This is a genomic window from Streptomyces sp. NPDC002853 (genome assembly GCF_053591915.1).
The window spans coordinates 258,210-276,334 of sequence record NZ_JBSFUS010000001.1 but is presented as its reverse complement, the minus strand read 5'-3'; the positions used below and the strand labels follow the sequence as shown (position 1 = coordinate 276,334).

Here is an 18,125-nt window from a genome sequence, read left to right as displayed (position 1 = left end):
TGCGGTCAGCCGCGTCGGCGGCGTGCCTGCCAGACGGCGGCCCCGCCGAGCAGGGCGATGGCGGCCACGCCCGCGATCAGGCCGACGGAGGGGCCACCGGAGTCGCTGTCCTCGTCGCCCGCGGTCGGCTTCTTCTGCGCGCCCTCGGACTCGCCGTTGCCCGAGACCTGCTCGCCGCAGCCCGACTTCGGGTAGTCCGCGATGGCGCAGAGCAGGGCATTGCTGTCGTAACGCAGGGGCCGCGCGACCGCGGCGAGGGCGTCCGCGCTGGTCGCGTCGTCCGCGATCTGAGCGCAGGCCGTGCGCGGCTTCGGCGGGTTCTCCCCGTCGGGGGCGTCACCGGGCGTGCCGAAGTCGATGACCAGGGCGACCCGCTTGCGGTCGTCCTTGGCCGGGGTCCTGGCGCAGATCGCGTCGAAGTCCGCGGCTCCGCGCGGCTTCGCGGCGTCCTTGGAGTCGGCGGACACGGCGAACCGGAAGCCCTGGACGGCCCCGTCGTCGGGGCGTGCGGTGCTCGGCCCCTGGCTCGCGTAGGCCCACGTGGAGCCGTCCCGGTCCCAGAAGGACCAGTAGCGATACCCGGCGGCCTGGGCGGGGGCGGCGATGAGGACGCCGAGGACGCCGAGCAGGGCGGCGAAGAGCGCCCCGGTCACCAGGCGCCCCCACCGCGCGCGACCCCGCGTCACAGCTGCTGCTTCTTCTTGTTGCCGCTGTAGAGGAAGCCGATGCCGATGCCGGCGACCATGCCGACGCCGATGATCCACCAGATGCTCACGCCGCTGTCGTCGTCGTCCTTCTTCTCGTCGGCGGCCTGCTCCGTCGCCTGCGGGGCAGGGCCCTGCGCGTTGAGCTGCTTGACCAGGTCCGCGCCGCCGAAGTCACGCGGGTCCAGGCCCGAGGCGTGGGCGGCGAAGATCAGCTGGGCGTAGGCGGCGGGGCCGGACTTCTCGGCCCACTGCGCGGAGTTCTTCGCCAGCCACTCGGCCGACTTCTTGGCCTGCTCCGGCTGACCGGCCGCGGCGAGCGCGAGCACCGAGTCGGCGGTGTTGCCGAGGTCGGGCATGTTCTTGGCGCCGGGCATCGACGACATCAGGTGGTCGTCACCCTTGGCGAGGGTCTTCAGGAGGTAGCCCGTGCCGTTCGACGCCGCCTGCTCCGCGGTGTCGGCCTTCGCGCACTTCGGGGCTGCCTCCTGCTTCTTGGCCGCGTCCACGACCAGGCCCTTGCCGTGGGCGCCGAGGACGCCGGCCGCGGTGGCGTCCGCGTTCGGCGAGAGCTTGCCGGACTTGACGTCCGCGAGGCCGAAGGCGCCGCCGTTGGCGGCGGAGCAGCTCATGGAGAGGGCGGGCAGCGCGTCGTACGGGGACTTGCCGTCCTGCGACTTCACCGACTGCGGCTTCTCACCCGCCGCGGCGAGCGCGCCGATGACGATGCCGGTGGAGTTGGCGTCCGACTCCATGCCGGGGGTGTAGCCCCAGCCGCCGTCCTGGTTCTGCACGGACTTCAGCCAGTCGACGCTCTTGCCGACCGTCTTCTTCTGGCCGCCGAGCGCGGCGAGCGCCTGCACGGCCGACGCCGTGGCGTTGCTGTCGAACATCGTTTTGGAGTCGCAGGGTTCGCCCGCGTCGGCGCGGTAAGCGGCGTAGCCGCCGTTCGCGCAACTCTGCCCGGTGAGCCAGTCGACGGACTTCGCGGCGGGCTTCACACCGGCCGAGTCCTGGGCGAGCAGGGCGTACGACTGCCGGAACACCCCGTCGAACTTGGGGTCCGCGTCGCCGTACAGACCGGAGGGCAGCTTGGCGGAGGGCGACGGGGACGCGGTGTCCGCGAAGGCGGCCGGGGCGGCGGCCGAACCGAACACGGCGACGGCGGCCAGGACCGCTGCGCTGCGGCGAACGTTCATGATGCGGCGGGTGCCTCTCCCTGCGGGGGAGCGGGGCAGCGCGGGCGCGTGCGGGCACGGGCACCGGGCGGCTCCGGCTCCGTATACCTCGACGGTGCCGGTCATCGGCGGTTCCGATGACGCGAGCCGGTCACGTTCCGTGCGGGGCGATCCGGCTCTCCGGCGGTCCTTTGGACCGTGGATCACGGCTGCGGGTCAGCGCCGGATTCGCACCGGCTTCCCCCCGTACGGGCATGATGACGACGGGGCCACTCTACCGGCCCGTAGGGCAGGGGCCCCGAGGTGGCCGCCCCCCCTGGCCGGAGGTCACACCGCGCGGTACCGCACGGGATCGTTGCCCACCGCCTCGGCGCGCCCCAGCTTCACCAGGCGCCGCACATGGGCCTCGGCCTCGGAGACCGCGATGTTCCGCGAGCCGTAGCGGATCTGGGCCCAGGGGCGGTTCCACTCCATCTGCTCGGCGAGCTGCCAGGGCGTGAGGGGCTCGGCGAGGAGGGCGAGCAGGTCCGTCAGGCGCTCCTCGTGGTGGGCCAGGATCTCCCGGACGCGGGCCGGGGCGTCGGTGAACGCGTGCTGGTGGGCCGGGAGGACCTCGGCGGGGCCCAGGCGGCCGATGCGCTCCAGGGAGTCGAGGTAGTCGCCGAGCGGATCGGTGACCGTGTCGTCGTCGGGGTCCTCGTACAGACCGATGTGCGGGGTGATCCCGGGGAGCAGATGGTCGCCGGAGAACAGGCGGCCGTGGCCCGGCAGCCGCGCCGGGTGCTCCTCCTCCAGGTGCAGGCAGACGTGGCCGGGGGTGTGGCCGGGGGTCCAGATCGCGCGGAGCCTGCGCCCCGGCAGTTCGAGCAGCTCGCCGGGGGTGATGTCGCGGTCGGGGAGCGCGGCGGCCAGGCCGGGCAGCCGGGGCGCGCGGCCCGCGTCGCGTGCGGCGAGGAGAGGGGCCAGATGGTCGGCGGGGGCGCCCGCGGCCGTCAGCTTCTCCACCATGTAGTCGAACCAGCGGGCGGGTGGCCCGGTCCGGGTGCGGCGTACGACCGACGCGTCCGCCTCGTGCATCGCGATCCACGCGCCCGACGCCTCGCGGACCTTGGCCGAGAGGCCGTGGTGGTCGGGGTGGTGGTGGGTGATGACGACGCCGTGCACCGCGTCGGCGGACGTGCCGCAGGCGGTGAGGCCATCGGCGAGGGCGTCCCAGGAGGTGGGGTCGTCCCAGCCCGTGTCGATGAGGACGGGACCGGCGTCCGTGTCCAGGAGGTGGACGAGGGTGAAGCCCAGGGGGTTGTCCGGGATGGGGACCTTGATGCTCCACACGCCCCCGCCGTGCTCGGTCACCTGCGGATCGGTCACCTGCGTCATGGGGTGCCCTCATCTCTCCGTAACTAGAACCAGTTCCAATGATCGCCCAAGTCGACCGATTCGTCAGGCCACTTGGACAGGCCGGTCGCAAGTGAGGTGCCGGTCACACTCCGCCCCGGCTCCGCCGTGGACTCCTGGAACTAGAACTGGTATCAGTTCTGCATCAGCAAGTCCTGAAACAGCGTCAGAAAAGCGTGCCGCACACGGCGGAATCCCGCAGGAGGCAGTCAGCCATGACCGAGCTCGTGGAACACGGACAGCTGTTCATCGGCGGGGAGCTGGTGGACCCCCTCGGCAAGGACGTCATCGAGGTGGTCTCACCGCACACCGGCCAGGTCTTCGCACGGGTGCCGCACGCCGCGCCCGCCGACGTCGACCTCGCCGTCGCCACCGCGCGCAAGGCGTTCGACGAGGGGCCCTGGCCCCGGATGACCCTCGACGAGCGGATCGAGGTCATCACCAGGATCAAGGACGCGTTCGCCGTGCGGCACGAGGAGATCGCCCGTGTCATCAGCTCCCAGAACGGCACCCCGTACACGTCGAGCGTGATGGTGCAGGCCCTCGCCGCGATGATGGTCTGGGACTCCGCGCTCACGGTCGCGAAGAACTTCACGTACGAGGAGGCGCGTGACGGCGCCCTCGGCAAGATCCTGGTCCGGCGCGAGCCGGTCGGCGTCGTGGCGGCCGTGGTCCCCTGGAACGTCCCGCAGTTCACCGCGGCGGCCAAGCTCGCGCCCGCGCTGCTCGCCGGGTGCCCGGTGATCCTCAAGACCTCGCCCGAGACACCGCTCGACGCGTACATCCTCGCCGACATCGCCACCGAGGCGGGGCTGCCGCAGGGCGTGCTCTCGATCATCTCGGCCGACCGCGAGGTGAGCGAGTACCTCGTCGGCCACCCCGGCGTCGACAAGGTGTCCTTCACCGGCTCCGTCGGTGCGGGCAAGCGCGTCATGGAGGTCGCGGCCCGCAACCTCACGCGCGTGACACTGGAGCTGGGCGGCAAGTCGGCCGCCGTGATCCTGCCGGACGCGGACGCTGCGGCCGCGGTCGCCGGCATCGTCCCCTTCGCCTGGATGATCAACGGTCAGGCGTGTGTGGCCCAGACCCGCATCCTCGTGCCGCACTCCCGACACGACGAGTTCGCCGAGGCCTTCGCCGCCGCGGCCTCGGCGCTCAAGGTCGGCGACCCGCTCGACCCGGAGACCGAACTGGGCCCGCTGGTCGCCAGGCGCCAGCAGCAGCGTTCCCTGGACTACATCCGCATCGGCCAGGAGGAAGGCGCCAAGATCCTTACGGGCGGCGGCCGTCCGGCCGGGTTCGACGACGGGTGGTACGTCGAGCCGACGCTCTTCGGCGGCGTCGACAACTCGATGCGCATCGCCCGCGAGGAGATCTTCGGCCCGGTCATCTGCCTCCTCCCGTACGGCGACGAGAGCGAGGCCGTGAAGATCGCCAACGACTCCGACTACGGGCTCAGCGGCAGCGTGTGGACCGCGGACACGGAGCGCGGCATCGACATCGCGCGCCGGGTGCGCACCGGGACGTACTCGGTGAACACCTTCAGCCTCGACATGCTCGGTCCGTTCGGCGGCTACAAGAACTCCGGTCTCGGGCGGGAGTTCGGGCCCGAGGGGTACGGCGAGTACTTCGAGCACAAGATGATCCACCTCCCGGCCGGATATGAGGGGGCGGGTGCCTGATGGGTGACCGCTGGCACGTCGAGGTGGACCGGTCGGTCTGCATCGGCTCCGGGATGTGCGTGATCACGGCACCGGGCGGCTTCACGCTCGACTCCGCCCGCCAGTCCCACCCCGATGACCCCGAGACCGACGCCAACGAGAAAGTGCTCGAAGCGGCCGAGGGGTGCCCGGTGGAGGCGATCACCATCACCTTGTCCGGCAGCGGGGAGGTCGTTTTCCCGCCGGAGGACTGACGGGGTCCGCTCCCGCGGCGGAATTTACTTGTGTGACGCCGTCTGCGCCGAATTGTGTACGTTCTGCGGGCGTTATGTGTGCTCGAAAGTGTGCGAACAGGACTTTACCCATGCGTTCCGCATGCCCGATCGATGACATCCGTGACTGTCCGTCCCCTTTGCGGCCTGGAACTCTCTGAGCCAGACCACATGGGGAGGAGACGTTCGTGGACAAGCGGTACGAGGTCTACTGTCTGGCTGACAGGCACTTCTACGAGACTCCGGACCGCTTGTCCGTGGGCGGGAGCGCCCCTGAGTTCGAGACCGGGGCACGGCCGGTCCCGCAAGGGTGGCGGTCGGCCCGCCAGGGTGACTGGCTGACTTTCGTCCCCCTCGACGAGGACGGGCACGCACGGCCCGCGCCCCAGCAGGGCTGGAAGATCCATGTGTCCGCCACTCTGGAGAACGCCGACCGCATAGCCGCCGCGGTGCGGGAGCACTGCGTGCCGCGCGCCGTGCCGTTCAAGTTCATCGCGGGCCGGCACCTGCTCCACCTGCGCAACAGCAAGTACGCGGGACGCGACGGCAGCGGCAAGTTCGCCACGATCTACCCGGCCGACGAACAGCAACTGCACTCACTCCTCGTCGAGTTGGGGCGGATACTCGAAGGGTACGAAGGCCCCTACATCCTCACCGACCTGCGCTGGCAGGAAGGCCCGCTGTACGTCAGGTACGGCGCCTTCACCCGCCGCATGTGCGCCGACGAGCGCGGCGGCCTCGTGCCCGCGATCGAGGACGACCAGGGCCGACTCGTCCCCGACTCACGCGACCCGGCCTTCAAGGTCCCCGAGTGGGTGACGCTGCCGCCGTTCCTCGGACCGCAGCTCGCGGCGCGCAACAACACGACGGTCACCGACCTGCCGTATCGCATGGAGAAGGCGCTGCACTTCTCGAACGGCGGCGGGGTCTACGCGGGCACCGACACCCGGGACGGCCGAAAGGTCGTCCTGAAGGAGGGCCGGCCGCACGCGGGCCTGGCCTCCGACGGGGCCGACGCCGTGGCCCGCCTGGAGCGCGAACGGGGCGCGCTGGAGAAGCTGGCGGGCCTCGGTGTCGCGCCCGAGGTACGGGACTGGTTCGAACTCGGCGGCCACCGCTTCCTCGTCATGGACTTCCTGGAGGGCCGCACCCTCAACTCCTTCTTCGCGGACCGGCATCCGCTCCTGGTCAGTGAGCCGGACGCCGGCGCGATCGCCACGTACACGGCCTGGGCGCTGCGGATCCACCGGGCCGTCGAGGAGGCCGTCGCGGCCGTGCACGAGCGGGGTGTCGTCTTCAACGACCTCCATATGTTCAACATCATGGTCGCGCCCGACGAACAGTCCGTCTCCCTCCTCGACTTCGAGGCGGCGACGCGGGTGGGCGAGGGTGGCCGGCAGGTCGTGGCCCACCCCGGGTTCATCGCGCCCGCGGACCGCGAGGGCGTGGACGTCGACCGCTACGCCCTGGCGTGCCTGCGGCTCGCCCTCTTCCTGCCGATCACCACGCTCCTCGCCGTCGACCGGAGCAAGGCCGCGCATCTCGCGACGGTGATCGCCTCGCAATTCCCCGACGTACCCCGCGAGTTCCTCGACGAAGCCGTGGCGGAGATCGAGCGAGGCGGGCAGGACCCGGTCGACGCGAAGGTGACCGGACGCCGGACCGCGGGGCCGGCCACGCCCCTCGTCGACGTAGCCGACTGGCCCTACAGCCGGGACTCGATGGTCAAGGCCATCCTCGCCTCGGCCACCCCGGACCGCGACGACCGGCTCTTCCCCGGCGACATCGCGCAGTTCACCGACAGCGGCGGGCTCGGCCTCGCGCACGGCGCCGCCGGAGTGCTGCTCGCCCTCGCCGAGAGCGGCGGTGAACGCTACGAGGAAGGCGAGCGCTGGCTCCTGAAGCACACCGAGCCCGCGCCGCCCGGCACGCCCCTCGGGCTCGACGACGGCCTCGCGGGCATCGCCCACGTACTCGGCCGGCTCGGCCACCGCACCCGCGCCCTCGACCTGATGGAGACCGTCCTCCAGGAGAACTGGCAGCGGCTCCCCTCCGACCTGCACGGCGGCCTCGCCGGACTCGGCCTCGCCCTCGACGCCCTCGCGCACAGCACCGGCGAGGAGGCGCTCGCCCAGCACGCCCTACAGGCGGCCGAGGTGATCGGCGAGCGGCTGACCTCCTCCGAGGACCCGCCGAAGGGGCGGCCACGGGCCGGGCTGCTGCATGGCGCCACCGGCCCCGCACTGCTCTTCCTGCGGCTCTACGAGAGGAACGGCGACACCGCGCTCCTCGACCTGGCGGCGCGGGCCCTGCGCGTGGACCTGGCCCGGTGCGTCGCGCGGCCGGACGGCAGCCTCGGGGTGGACGAGGGCTGGCGCACGATGCCGTACCTCGGCGACGGCAGCGTAGGCATCGGGATGGTCATCGACGACTACCTCGCGCACCGGGACGACGCCGGGTTCGAGGCGGTACGGCCGGGCATCGTGGCCACCGCGCGCTCACGCTTCTGCGTGCAACCGGGCCTGTTCCAGGGGCGGGCCGGACTGCTGACGCACCTCAACCGCAGCACCGCGCCCGGCATCACGCCCGAGGACATCGCCGCGCAGATCGAGGGCCTCGGCTGGTTCGCGATGCCGTACGCGGGCCAACTCGCCTTCCCCGGGCACCAGATGCTGCGGCTCTCCATGGACCTGCACACCGGAACGGCGGGCTGTCTCCTCGCCCTCGCCGCCGCCCTGGGGGACGGCGGAGCACACGTCCCCTTCCTGCCGCCGCCCAGGCGGCCCCAGAGCCGGTCCCGCCACGCGGCGGGGTCGTGACACCACCCATAAGGACAACTACGTCCCCAAATGAAAGGGAAGACCATGGCGCTTCTCGACCTGCAGAGCATGGAGTCCGACGAGATGACCGGTGGTGGCCACGGTGGCGGCGGCAGCAACGTGAGCCTGCTGCTGTGCTGGAGCGACGCGAGCGTGCTGCTCTGTCTGTGACGCAGACCGTGCCTGAGCGGCACGGTTCGTGAGGGACCGGGCGGTGCCTCTGCCCAGAGGCACCGCCCGGTTCCCGCACGCCCCGGACACCCGGTATGGACAGCAGTCACGGACGGTCGTTGCGGCGGGGGGCCTCCTTCACCGGCGCCCGTCCCGACACCCGGTCGCTTCGTCACGGCTGCTCCGCCAAGGAACACGAGGACTGCGAGGGCCCGCACCGCATGGCGATCACGACCACACGTCCTCCGCGCCCCGGCCACGACGCGGGCCTGTTGAAGGCCGCGACCCGCCACAGCGCCGCACGCTGCGTGACACTCGCCCTGTGCGGTGTCGCGGGGGCCGGCGCGAGCCTTCTCCTGCCGTTCGCGATCGGCAGCGCCCTTGACGCCGTCATCGCGGGACACGCGGCCGGCCACTTCGGCGCCGACGCCACCCGCTGGATCCTCGTCTGCGCGGCGCTGATCGGCGCGAGCGCGCTCCTCGACGCCTGCGAAGGCGTCCTCACCGGAACCACCAACGCCCGTACGACGGCCTGGCTGCGGGGCCGTGTCGGTCGCCACGTCCTGGCCGTCGGCCCGCGCACCACCGCGCGCTTCGCCCCCGGCGACCTGGTGGCCCGCCTCATCGACAACGCGGCGCACGCGGGCGTAGCGCCCGCCACGCTCGCCGGGCTTCTCGCCGTCCTGGTCGTGCCCGTCGGGGCCGTGGCGGCACTCGCCCTGATCGACGGCCTGCTCGCCGTGGCGTTCATCGCCGGTGTCCCCGTACTCGTCCTGCTCCTCCGGGCGTTCACCCGCGCGACCTCCGACTGCGTGACGCGCTACCAGCAGGTCCAGGGTGACATCGCGGGCCGTCTCAGCGAGGCGGTCGGCGGGGCCAGGACCATCGCGGCAGCGCACACCGAGGACCAGGAGGCCAGGCGCGTGCTCGGGCCGCTGCCCGAACTCTCCCGGCACGGGCACCAGATGTGGCGCGTCCAGGGTCGCTCCCAGTCACAGGCCGTGGCCGTCGCCCCTCTCCTGCAGCTCGCGGTCGTCGCGGTCGCGGGCCATCTGGTGCTGCGAGACAGCATCTCCGTGGGCGAGTTGCTGGCCGCGTCCCGGTACGCCGTGCTCGCCACCGGCATCGGCATGCTCGTCGGCCAGCTGGGGGCGCTGGTGCGAGCCAAGGCCGCGGCGCGCCGCCTGGGGGAGGTGCTCGCGGAACCTTCGACCACTTACGGTGACGCGGAACTCCCGCCCGGCGGCGGTCTGTTGGAGTTACGAGGGGTCAAGGTGACCCGCGGCGAGCGCGCCGTACTCGACGGTGTCGACCTGACCGTCCCGGCGGGCCGCACGCTCGCCGTGGTCGGCCGCTCCGGCGCGGGCAAGTCGCTTCTGGCGTCCGTCGCAGGCCGTCTCGCCGACCCCGACGAAGGGGACGTACGCCTCGACGGGGTCCCGCTGCGTTCGCTCGGCCGCGAGGAGCTGCGCCGCGAGGTCGGTTACGCCTTCGAGCGGCCCGCGCTCCTCGGCACGACACTGGAGGGCACCATCGGCTTCGGCGCCCCGCGCCCGACGCCGTTCCGCGTCCGCGAGGCGGCCCGTGCCGCCCACGCGGACCCTTTCATCACACGCCTCCCCGACGGCTACGCCACGCCCTGCGCCGACGCGCCCCTCTCCGGGGGCGAGGCCCAACGCCTGGGCCTGGCACGGGCGTTCGCACGAGGTGGCCGGATCCTGATCCTGGACGACGCGATGTCGAGCCTCGACACGGTGACCGAACACCACATAGCCGAGGCCCTGCTCCACCACACCCCGCACCGCAGCCGCCTGATCATCGCCCACCGCGCGGCGACGGCGGCACGCGCGGACGTGGTCGCCTGGCTGGAGGGCGGCCGCATCCGGGCGGTGGGGACGCATGCGGAGCTGTGGGAGCGGGCGGAGTACAGGGAGGTGTTCGGCGCGTGAGAAAGCCTTCTGGCGCCTCTCGGCCGGGCGGTACGGCCTTTTCGGCCTTCTCGGCGCAGCCGGGCACCTACCGTCGCGGCCTGCGGTTCCTGCGGCGTCGGTGGCAGGTGGTGCTGCGGCTCGCGCTCTGGTCCGTCCTCGAGACCGGGCAGACCTTCCTCACCGGATACGCCCTCGCACGCGCCCTGGACGACGGGTTCCTCGCGGGGCGCGAGGCGGTCGGGCTCGGGTGGCTCGGCGGGGCCGGGCTCGGCGTGGTCGTGGCCGCGTACGGGACGGGGCGGGTGTTCCGTGCGATCGCCGATCTGGTGGAACCCCTGCGGGACACCCTGGTGCGGCAGGTCGTCGGGCGGGGCCTGCGCGAGGCGGACGGCGCCTCCGTGTCCCGGCTCACCCAGCAGGTGGAGATCGCCAGGGACACCTTCGCGGGCCTGGTCCTGGTGTCCCGCTCCTTCGTCTTCACGGCGGCGGGCGCGCTGATCGGCCTGTTCTCGCTGGCCCCGCTCCTCCTCCTGGTCGTCGCGCCACCGCTGCTCGCCGGAGTCGGCCTGTTCGTGGCTGGCCTGCGGCCGCTGGCGCGCCGCCAAGAGGAGTTCCTCGTCGCCGACGAAGGCATCGCGGGGCAACTGGGCGCGGTCGCCCCGGGGTTGCGGGACGTCGCCGCCGCGGGCGCGGAACAGGACGTGGCGGGGGACCTGGACCGGGGCATCGCCGCGGAGTACGCGGCGGCCGGTTCGCTCGCCCGCTGGGGCGTCCTGCGCACGGCGGCCCTCGTGACCGGCGGCCAGCTCCCGCTCGTCCTGCTCCTCGTGACGGCCCCCTGGCTCCTGACCAACGGGGTGACGCCGGGCGCCCTGGTGGGCGCGATCGCGTACGTCACCCAGGCCCTGCTCCCGGCCCTGCACAACCTCATCCACGGCCTGGGCACAAGCGGCTCCCGCCTGGCCATAGTCCTGCGCCGCCTGACATGGACCCCGGAGCCGGAGCTACCTGAGCAGCGGGACACGCACGAGGCTGCCCCCGCCGACGACACGACAGGGGCTGTCGCCGGGACGCCGAAACGCGGCAACACACCTTCGCGAGCCGAGGGACCCGCTTCAGGCGGGGCGCCTGCTGCGGACGAGGGGCCTGGCTCCGGCTACGGGTCTGCCGGGGGTGGGCCTGCCAAGGACGGGCCTCCCGGTGGAGTCCCCGTCCGGGGAGCCGCGTATGGCGGGGTCCCCGCGGCTCACGTGCCCCCCGCCCTCCAGCTCGATTCCGTCACCTTCGCCTACGGACCCCAGGCCGAGCCCGTCGTGCGCGGCCTGTCGCTCAGCGTGCCGCGAGGGGGGCATCTGGCGGTGGTCGGGCCCAGTGGGATCGGGAAGTCCACCCTTGCCGGGCTGGTGGCCGGGCTTTTGAAGCCCGGCAGTGGTGTCGTCCGCGTCGACGGGCGGGCCGTGCGGGGGCGTGAGGGCGTCGCGCGGCGGGTGCTGATCCCGCAGGAGGCGTACGTCTTCAGCGGCACGGTGCGCCAGAACCTGGAGTACCTGCGGGCGGACACCGTCGGTGACGCGGAGTTGCTGGCCGCCGCGCGGGCCGTCGGGCTCAGTGGCGTGATCGAGCGGCTCGGCGGCCTCGCGGCCCCGGTCGACCCCGCCGCGCTCTCCGCGGGCGAACGGCAGCTCGTCGCGCTGACCCGTGCTTACGTCTCGTACGCGCCCCTCGCCCTGCTGGACGAGGCGACCTGCCACCTCGACCCGGTGGCGGAGGCCCGCGCCGAGCGGGCGTTCGCGGCGCGGCCGGGCGGCACCCTCGTGGTGATCGCCCACCGCATCAGCTCGGCACGCCGCGCCGACCGGATCCTGGTGATGGACGGGACGCACACCGTGTGCGGACGCCACGAGGAGCTGCTCGACACCTCACCCCTCTACCGCGAGCTCTCCGGGAACTGGGGGCCGGCGAGCGGTCCGGCGTCCGGTCCGGCCAACGGGGCCTCATACCCAGCCCTCGACCCGCGAGATCCGAATGGCGTCGATCCTGTTCCGGGCCCCGGTCTTGCGGGTGATCGAGGCCATGTAGTTGCGCACCGTCCCGTTCGTCAGATGCAGGCGGTTCGCGATCTCGGCGACGGGCGCGCCCCCGGCGGCCAGCGAGAGCACCAGTAACTCGCGTGCGGTGAGGGGCATCTGAGCAGCCTTCAGGAACCCGAACCCCAAGGTCTCGTCCACGAACCGCCGGCCGGCGGCAACCTGTCTTATCCCGGCCAGTAATCGGTCCGGCGGGCTCGCCTTGTCCACGTAGCCGATGGCCCCCGCGTCCATGCAGCGGCGGAGCAGCCCCGGCCGGTTGCCGGACACCAGGACGAGGAGCGGGCAGCCGAGGCCGCCGAAGACGGGATGGGACTGCTCCCCGAACTCGGCGGACGCGTGGGCCGCGTCGCCGTCGGGGTCGACCACGCAGACGTCGGGACGCACCGCACCCGTACGGTCGCGGGCGTTGTGCCACGGTGCATGGGACACCTCCAGATCCGGCTCACGGGCGAGGCGTTCGGCCAGAGCCGATCGCAGCAGACAGGCGTCGTGCACGAGAAGTACCCGGATCACGCTTCGCTCCTCCAGGTTCCCGCTTCTGGTCCCGATGGCTTCGTACAGCACGTAGCCATTCATACGGCGCCGACGGCTCGTACGGACGCGGATAACTGGCCAAGCGGGACCAAGGAGAGGCTCAGGGGCGCAACTGCCAGGAGGGTGTGCGCCCCCCTTGCAACGGTTCGGGGGTTAGGTGTCGCGTGTTCCCGGGAAAACGGGGCGGCCCGCGCTAGACGGCCTCAGGGGAGGTCAGGTCGATCAAGCGGCACACCATCTCGATGTCGATCTTGACCTGCGCGATCGACGCCCGCCCCGAGAGCCAGGTGATCAGCGCCGAGTGCCAGGTGTGCTCGATGACCCGGACCGCCGAGAGCTGCTCGGGGGTCGGCGCCTCCGCGAGGCCCATCGCGTCCAGGATGATCGCCGTGGTCAGCCGCGAGACCGTGTCCACCTCGGGGCTCACGGAGCGGTCGGCGAACGTCAGCGCCCTGACCATCGCGTCCGCCAGATGCGGCTCGCGCTGCAGGGCACGGAAGGCCCGCATCAGCGTCTCGGCGCACCGTTCGGCGGGCGTCTCGCCGGCGGGCGGGCGCTTACGGATCGTCGTGTGCATGTGCTGGAGCTGGTCCTGCATGGTGGCGACCAGGAGATGCACCTTGGAGGGGAAGTAGCGGTACAGCGTGCCGAGGGCGACGCTGGAGGACTCGGCGACCTCGCGCATCTGCACCGCGTCGAACCCGCCCCTGCTCGCGAGTTGCGCGCTCGCGTGCAGGATGCGGCGGCGGCGCGCCTCCTGCCGCTCGGTCAGGGGCGGTGACGCCGGATCAGCTGCTGCGACTTCCGCTGCCTTGGCTTCCGCTGTCATATGTCCCGTTGTCCGTCGTCCCGGTCCGGTCATGTGGTGGGCCAGCATGGCAGGGCGCCTGCCGTGGCGCGAATCACCTGATCCGGGCCTTACAGCGCGGCTACCTGCCGGTAGATTCAATGCTCGTTCAGCGATCATTCAACGATCAAGTCTGAAACTTGTTCTAGATTACCGTCCCGGCGTAACCTCGCGGACAACCGCAGGCAGAAGGGGGCCGAGAGTGACCGCTGAGGCCATGGAGGCGGGCCCCCGGACGGGGCCGCACGCCGATGGTGACCGTCCGTTGCGCATCGCTCTCCTCACGTACAAGGGCAACCCGTTCTGCGGGGGCCAGGGCGTCTACGTACGTCACCTCTCGCGCGAGCTGGCCCGCCTCGGCCACAGCGTCGAGGTGATCGGCGCGCAGCCCTACCCGGTGCTCGACGAGGGCCTGGAGGGTCTGCGGCTCACCGAGCTGCCGAGCCTCGACCTCTACCGCTCGCCCGACCCCTTCCGCACGCCGAAGCGCGACGAGTACCGCGACTGGGTCGACGCGCTCGAAGTGGCGACGATGTGGACCGGCGGCTTCCCGGAGCCCGCGACGTTCAGCCTGCGGGCCCGTCGCCATCTGCGGGCCAGGCGGGGCGAGTTCGACGTCGTGCACGACAACCAGACGCTCGGCTACGGCCTGTTGGGCGACCTCGGGGCCCCGCTCGTCTCGACGATCCATCACCCCATCACCGTGGACCGCCGCCTCGAACTCGACGCCGCGCCCGACTGGCGGCGCCGCATGTCCGTGCGCCGCTGGTACGCGTTCACGCGCATGCAGAAGCGCGTGGCCCGCCGCCTGCCCTCCGTGCTCACCGTCTCCGGCACGTCGCGCCAGGAGATCGTCGACCACCTCGGCGTACGCGACGACCGCATCAGCGTCGTGCACATCGGCGCCGACACCGACCTCTTCTCGCCGGACCCCTCGATCCCCGAGGTGCCCGGACGCATCGTCACGACGTCCAGCGCGGACGTCCCGCTCAAGGGCCTCATCCATCTCGTCGAGGCGCTGGCCAAGGTCCGCGCCGAGAACCCCGCCGCCCACCTCGTCGTCGTCGGCAAGCGTGCCGAGGACGGCCCCGTGGCGCAGGCCATCGAGCGGTACGGCCTCGAAGACGCCATCGAGTTCGTCAAGGGCATCACCGACGCCGAGCTCGTCGACCTGGTCCGCTCGGCGGAGGTCGCCTGCGTCCCTTCGCTGTACGAGGGCTTCTCGCTCCCCGCTGCCGAGGCCATGGCCACCGGGACGCCGCTCCTCGCGACGACCGGCGGCGCGATCCCGGAGGTCGCGGGGCCCGACGGCGAGACCTGCCTGGCGGTACGCCCCGCCGATCCCGGGGCGCTCGCCGCCGGACTGAACCGACTGCTCGGCGACCCGGAGCTGCGCGCCCGCCTCGGCGCCGCCGGGCGTGAGCGGGTTCTCGCCAAATTCACCTGGGCCCGCGCCGCCCAGGGCACCGCAGAGCTGTACCGCGCGGCGATCGCCACCAACGCGGCCCCGCAATCCGGCCGCCCCCCGGCCACCACCCCGACGTACTCCGGGAGCCATCGCTGATGCTGACCGTCGACTTCACCCGCTTCCCGCTCGCCGCGGGCGACCGCGTCCTCGACCTGGGCTGCGGCGCGGGCCGGCACGCCTTCGAGTGTTACCGGCGGGGGGCCCAGGTGGTGGCCCTCGACCAGAACGCCGAGGAGATCCGCGAGGTCGCCAAGTGGTTCGCCGCGATGAAGGAGGCCGGCGAGGCGCCGGCGGGCGCGACCGCCACGGCGATGGAGGGTGACGCGCTCAACCTGCCGTTCCCCGACGCCTCCTTCGACGTCGTGATCATCTCCGAGGTGATGGAACACATCCCCGACGACAAGGGCGTACTCGCGGAGATGGTCCGCGTGCTCAAGCCCGGCGGCCGCATCGCGGTGACGGTCCCGCGCTACGGCCCCGAGAAGATCTGCTGGGCCCTGTCGGACGCCTACCACGAGGTCGAGGGCGGCCACATCCGCATCTACAAGGCGGACGAACTGCTCGGCAGGATGCGCGAGGCGGGCCTGAAGCCGTACGGCACGCACCACGCGCACGCCCTGCACGCGCCGTACTGGTGGCTGAAGTGCGCGTTCGGCGTGGACAACGACAAGGCGCTGCCCGTGCGGGCGTACCACAAGCTCCTGGTCTGGGACATCATGAAGAAGCCGCTGGCCACGAAGGTGGCGGAGCAGTTGCTCAACCCGGTCGTGGGCAAGAGCTTCGTGGCGTACGCGACGAAGCCGCACCTGCCGAAGACCGACGCGAAGACCGACGCGTGACGAGCCCGGAGCGGACGGAACACCTGGTCCTGCCGGGCGTCCTGACGGCGGATCAGGCCACGCGTACGGTCCGCGGGATTCTCGCGGTCCAGCGCGAGGACGGCGCGATCCCGTGGTTCCGCGGCCACCACCTCGACCCCTGGGACCACACCGAGGCCGCCATGGCCCTGGACGCGGCGGGCGAGCACGCGGCCGCCGCCCGCGCCTACGACTGGCTTGCGCGGCACCAGAATCCGGACGGGTCCTGGTACGCGGCGTACGCCGACGGGGATCCGCACGACGTGACGGACCGGGGCCGCGAGACGAACTTCTGCGCATACATCGCGGTGGGCGTCTGGCACCACTACCTCTCGACGGGCGACGACACGTTCCTCGACCGGCTGTGGCCGACGGTGGTGGCGGCGGTGGAGTTCGTCCTCGCGCTGCAGCAGCCGGGCGGCCAGATCGGCTGGAAGCGCGAGGACGGCGGTGAGCCGGTCAATGACGCGCTCCTGACGGGCAGTTCATCGATCCACCAGGCGCTTCGCTGCGCCCTGGCCATCGCCGAGCAGCGCGAAGAGCCGCAGCCGGACTGGGAGCTGGCGACGGGTGCGCTGGCCCACGCCATCCGCTGTCACCCCGAGCGCTTCCTGGACAAGGGCCGCTACTCGATGGACTGGTACTACCCGGTCCTCGGCGGCGCGCTCACGGGTGCGGAGGCCAAGTCCCGTATGGAGGAGGGTTGGGCCCGCTTCGTGGTGCCGGACCTCGGCGTGCGCTGCGTCGTCCCCAACAACTGGGTGACGGGCGGTGAGAGCGCCGAACTCGCCCTGTCCCTGTGGGTGTTGGGCGAATCGGACCGCGCCCTGGAGATCCTCCAGTCGATCCAGCACCTGCGCGACCCGGAGACCGGCCTGTACTGGACGGGCTACGTCTTCGACGACGGGGCGATCTGGCCCGAGGAGCTCACCACGTGGACGGCGGGCTCCCTGCTGCTCGCGGTGGCGGCACTCGGCGGCGACGAGGCGACCTGCGCGGTCTTCTCAGGCGAACGCCTCCCCGAGGGCCTGGCCCCGGAATGCTGCGGCGCCGCCACCGGGGGCCAGTAGCGACGACCGCGGCGGCGCCGCTGCCGGGGGGTGACAGCGGCGCCCGTGGCGGTACGCGCGGGCTCCTCCGCTCAGTAGCGGCGGAGGCGGCCTGCGATGGCGTGGCCGATGAAGACGTAGACCAGTGCCGCGAGGCCGTAACCGCAGACCACGCGGGCCCAGGCCTCGTCGAACGTGAACAGATCGTGTGACCAGCCGGCCAGCCAGCGGGCCACGTCGTGGATGAACTGGACGAGGTCGTTGGCGCGGTTCGCGTCCAACAGATACATGAGGATCCACAGGCCGAGGATGATGGCCATCACGTCCGCGACGATGACGATGACCCTCGCTGCGGTGCTACCACGTGCTTGTCGGGTGGACATAAAGACCGTGTACCTGCCCCGGCCCGGTTGAAACCCGTACGGGCTCGCCCGAGTGGCGGGCCCCGCCGACCGGGGTGAGGCTGCCGGGAGAGCTGTCCCCAGGCTGTCCACCCCCGGAGGTCCCCGTGTTGCCGTCCGCCGCGACCGTACGCCGGTCTCTCGTCGCCCCTGTGCTGTGCGGAGCCCTGATCGCGGGGGCGACCGGGTGCGGGGGTGACGACGCGGACGCGGCGTCGTCCGCCGCGGCGCCGTCGAGTTCGAGCTCCGCCGAGAAGCAGAAGTTCGCCAAGACGCGGTTCGTGGCGAACGCGGGAATCGCCGCCGGGGCGACGTACCAGTGGATCGTGAAGCCCTTCCGGGCGGGGAAGTTCAAGAAGGGCGCCGACGGGCGGAAGTTCGCCCTGGTCAAGGCGGGCCTCGCCGGGACCCTCGCCTACAACCGCCTGAAGGCGGCGTCGAAGAACGCGAAGGGCGACCCGACGCTGGCAAAGGCGGTGGCCCCGCTGACGGCGGGCATCGACGCCCTCAAGGATCTCCCGTCCAAGCTCCGCAAGGGCGACTCCACGGACTCGGTCGTGAACTCCTTCGACGACGTCATCAAGCAGGTGAAGGACGCGGGGAAGGGCGCGGGGGCGGAGGTCAAGGACAAGGTGCCTTCGGCAGGGGAGCTGGCGAAGGGATAGGCCCCCGGCGAAGGGGCAGGCCCCCGGCCGCGGGCGGCGGGACCGGACCTGTCACCGGCTCCGCCGAGCCGGGCCCCAAGCCC

15 protein-coding genes and 1 pseudogene are annotated in these 18,125 nt (G+C 72.2%); 10 read left to right on the top strand and 6 right to left on the bottom strand.

The features are described 5' to 3' along the window. Nucleotides 1-5 precede the first annotated feature (5 nt). The 3 genes from ACWD02_RS01255 to ACWD02_RS01245 form a co-directional block, all read right to left on the bottom strand. The gene (locus ACWD02_RS01255; protein WP_451203204.1) at nucleotides 6-686 is read right to left on the bottom strand and encodes an SCO2322 family protein; all 681 of its coding nucleotides are present in this window, start codon (nucleotides 684-686) and stop codon (nucleotides 6-8) included. Then, nucleotides 683-1,903, bottom strand: coding sequence for a prenyltransferase/squalene oxidase repeat-containing protein (locus tag ACWD02_RS01250; protein WP_451203202.1), 1,221 nt, complete (start codon nucleotides 1,901-1,903; stop codon nucleotides 683-685). Before ACWD02_RS01250 ends, ACWD02_RS01255 begins: the two co-directional genes overlap by 4 nt. Before the next feature lie 306 nt (nucleotides 1,904-2,209). Further along, complete coding sequence (locus ACWD02_RS01245; RefSeq protein ID WP_451203199.1) at nucleotides 2,210-3,259, bottom strand: MBL fold metallo-hydrolase; 1,050 nt, start codon at nucleotides 3,257-3,259, stop codon at nucleotides 2,210-2,212. 233 nt (nucleotides 3,260-3,492) lie between these two features. Here ACWD02_RS01245 and ACWD02_RS01240 point away from each other — a divergent pair, with 233 nt between their 5' ends. The 6 genes from ACWD02_RS01240 (at nucleotide 3,493) to ACWD02_RS01215 (ending at nucleotide 12,296) form a co-directional block, all read left to right on the top strand. Beyond that, nucleotides 3,493-4,959, top strand: coding sequence for an aldehyde dehydrogenase (locus ACWD02_RS01240; protein WP_451203197.1), 1,467 nt, complete (start codon nucleotides 3,493-3,495; stop codon nucleotides 4,957-4,959). After that, on the top strand, nucleotides 4,959-5,192 hold the full coding sequence (locus ACWD02_RS01235; protein WP_451203194.1) for a ferredoxin: 234 nt from the start codon (nucleotides 4,959-4,961) through the stop codon (nucleotides 5,190-5,192). The genes ACWD02_RS01240 and ACWD02_RS01235 overlap by 1 nt, the downstream gene beginning before the upstream one ends. 206 nt (nucleotides 5,193-5,398) lie before the next feature. Then, nucleotides 5,399-8,029, top strand: coding sequence for a class III lanthionine synthetase LanKC (gene lanKC, locus ACWD02_RS01230; RefSeq protein WP_451203191.1), 2,631 nt, complete (start codon nucleotides 5,399-5,401; stop codon nucleotides 8,027-8,029). 45 nt (nucleotides 8,030-8,074) lie between these two features. Further along, a complete protein-coding gene (locus ACWD02_RS01225; protein ID WP_383271570.1) occupies nucleotides 8,075-8,200 on the top strand; it encodes a SapB/AmfS family lanthipeptide in 126 nt (41 codons plus the stop codon). A 221-nt stretch (nucleotides 8,201-8,421) separates the two neighbouring features. Beyond that, nucleotides 8,422-10,149 carry an ABC transporter ATP-binding protein gene (locus ACWD02_RS01220; RefSeq protein ID WP_451203188.1) on the top strand — a complete coding sequence of 576 codons (1,728 nt, stop codon included), beginning with the start codon at nucleotides 8,422-8,424 and terminating at the stop codon, nucleotides 10,147-10,149. Nucleotides 10,150-10,256: 107 nt separating this feature from the next. Beyond that, on the top strand, nucleotides 10,257-12,296 hold the full coding sequence (locus ACWD02_RS01215) for an ATP-binding cassette domain-containing protein (RefSeq protein WP_451204332.1): 2,040 nt from the start codon (nucleotides 10,257-10,259) through the stop codon (nucleotides 12,294-12,296). Here the strand turns inward: ACWD02_RS01215 and ACWD02_RS01210 are convergent. Beyond that, nucleotides 12,210-12,452, bottom strand: a pseudogene (locus ACWD02_RS01210) (LuxR C-terminal-related transcriptional regulator); the annotation flags it as partial. The gene ACWD02_RS01215 and the pseudogene ACWD02_RS01210 overlap by 87 nt on opposite strands. 496 nt (nucleotides 12,453-12,948) lie before the next feature. Further along, the gene (locus tag ACWD02_RS01205) at nucleotides 12,949-13,584 is read right to left on the bottom strand and encodes a TetR family transcriptional regulator (protein ID WP_451203186.1); all 636 of its coding nucleotides are present in this window, start codon (nucleotides 13,582-13,584) and stop codon (nucleotides 12,949-12,951) included. Nucleotides 13,585-13,804: 220 nt separating this feature from the next. Here ACWD02_RS01205 and ACWD02_RS01200 point away from each other — a divergent pair, with 220 nt between their 5' ends. Genes ACWD02_RS01200 through ACWD02_RS01190 form a run of 3 tightly spaced genes read left to right on the top strand, consistent with a single transcriptional unit; the run spans nucleotide 13,805 to nucleotide 16,997 of the window. Then, nucleotides 13,805-15,166: a glycosyltransferase family 4 protein gene (locus tag ACWD02_RS01200; protein ID WP_451203183.1), complete on the top strand. Its 1,362-nt coding sequence runs from the start codon at nucleotides 13,805-13,807 to the stop codon at nucleotides 15,164-15,166. Beyond that, entirely contained in the window at nucleotides 15,166-15,909 is a 744-nt protein-coding gene (locus tag ACWD02_RS01195) for a class I SAM-dependent methyltransferase (RefSeq protein WP_351159880.1), read from the top strand. Before ACWD02_RS01200 ends, ACWD02_RS01195 begins: the two co-directional genes overlap by 1 nt. Continuing rightward, complete coding sequence (locus ACWD02_RS01190) at nucleotides 15,906-16,997, top strand: prenyltransferase (protein ID WP_451203180.1); 1,092 nt, start codon at nucleotides 15,906-15,908, stop codon at nucleotides 16,995-16,997. Before ACWD02_RS01195 ends, ACWD02_RS01190 begins: the two co-directional genes overlap by 4 nt. Nucleotides 16,998-17,068: 71 nt before the next feature. Here ACWD02_RS01190 and ACWD02_RS01185 read toward each other — a convergent pair whose 3' ends face one another. After that, complete coding sequence (locus ACWD02_RS01185; protein WP_451203177.1) at nucleotides 17,069-17,359, bottom strand: hypothetical protein; 291 nt, start codon at nucleotides 17,357-17,359, stop codon at nucleotides 17,069-17,071. Between the two features lie 128 nt (nucleotides 17,360-17,487). Between ACWD02_RS01185 and ACWD02_RS01180 the strand changes: the two genes are divergently transcribed. Beyond that, nucleotides 17,488-18,042, top strand: a complete 555-nt coding sequence (locus ACWD02_RS01180; RefSeq protein WP_451204328.1) for a hypothetical protein — start codon at nucleotides 17,488-17,490, stop codon at nucleotides 18,040-18,042. The last annotated feature ends 83 nt before the right edge of the window (nucleotides 18,043-18,125 follow it).

Excerpts from the sequence above, each read along its gene's own strand:
- ACWD02_RS01250 (WP_451203202.1), bottom strand. The coding sequence starts at position 1,903 with ATGAACGTTCGCCGCAGCGCAGCGGTCCTGGCCGCCGTCGCCGTGTTC.
- ACWD02_RS01245 (WP_451203199.1), bottom strand. The coding sequence starts at position 3,259 with ATGACGCAGGTGACCGATCCGCAGGTGACCGAGCACGGCGGGGGCGTG.
- ACWD02_RS01240 (WP_451203197.1), top strand. The coding sequence starts at position 3,493 with ATGACCGAGCTCGTGGAACACGGACAGCTGTTCATCGGCGGGGAGCTG.
- ACWD02_RS01235 (WP_451203194.1), top strand. The coding sequence starts at position 4,959 with ATGGGTGACCGCTGGCACGTCGAGGTGGACCGGTCGGTCTGCATCGGC.
- ACWD02_RS01225 (WP_383271570.1), top strand. The coding sequence starts at position 8,075 with ATGGCGCTTCTCGACCTGCAGAGCATGGAGTCCGACGAGATGACCGGT.
- ACWD02_RS01220 (WP_451203188.1), top strand. The coding sequence starts at position 8,422 with ATGGCGATCACGACCACACGTCCTCCGCGCCCCGGCCACGACGCGGGC.
- ACWD02_RS01205 (WP_451203186.1), bottom strand. The coding sequence starts at position 13,584 with ATGACAGCGGAAGCCAAGGCAGCGGAAGTCGCAGCAGCTGATCCGGCG.
- ACWD02_RS01195 (WP_351159880.1), top strand. The coding sequence starts at position 15,166 with ATGCTGACCGTCGACTTCACCCGCTTCCCGCTCGCCGCGGGCGACCGC.
- ACWD02_RS01185 (WP_451203177.1), bottom strand. The coding sequence starts at position 17,359 with ATGTCCACCCGACAAGCACGTGGTAGCACCGCAGCGAGGGTCATCGTC.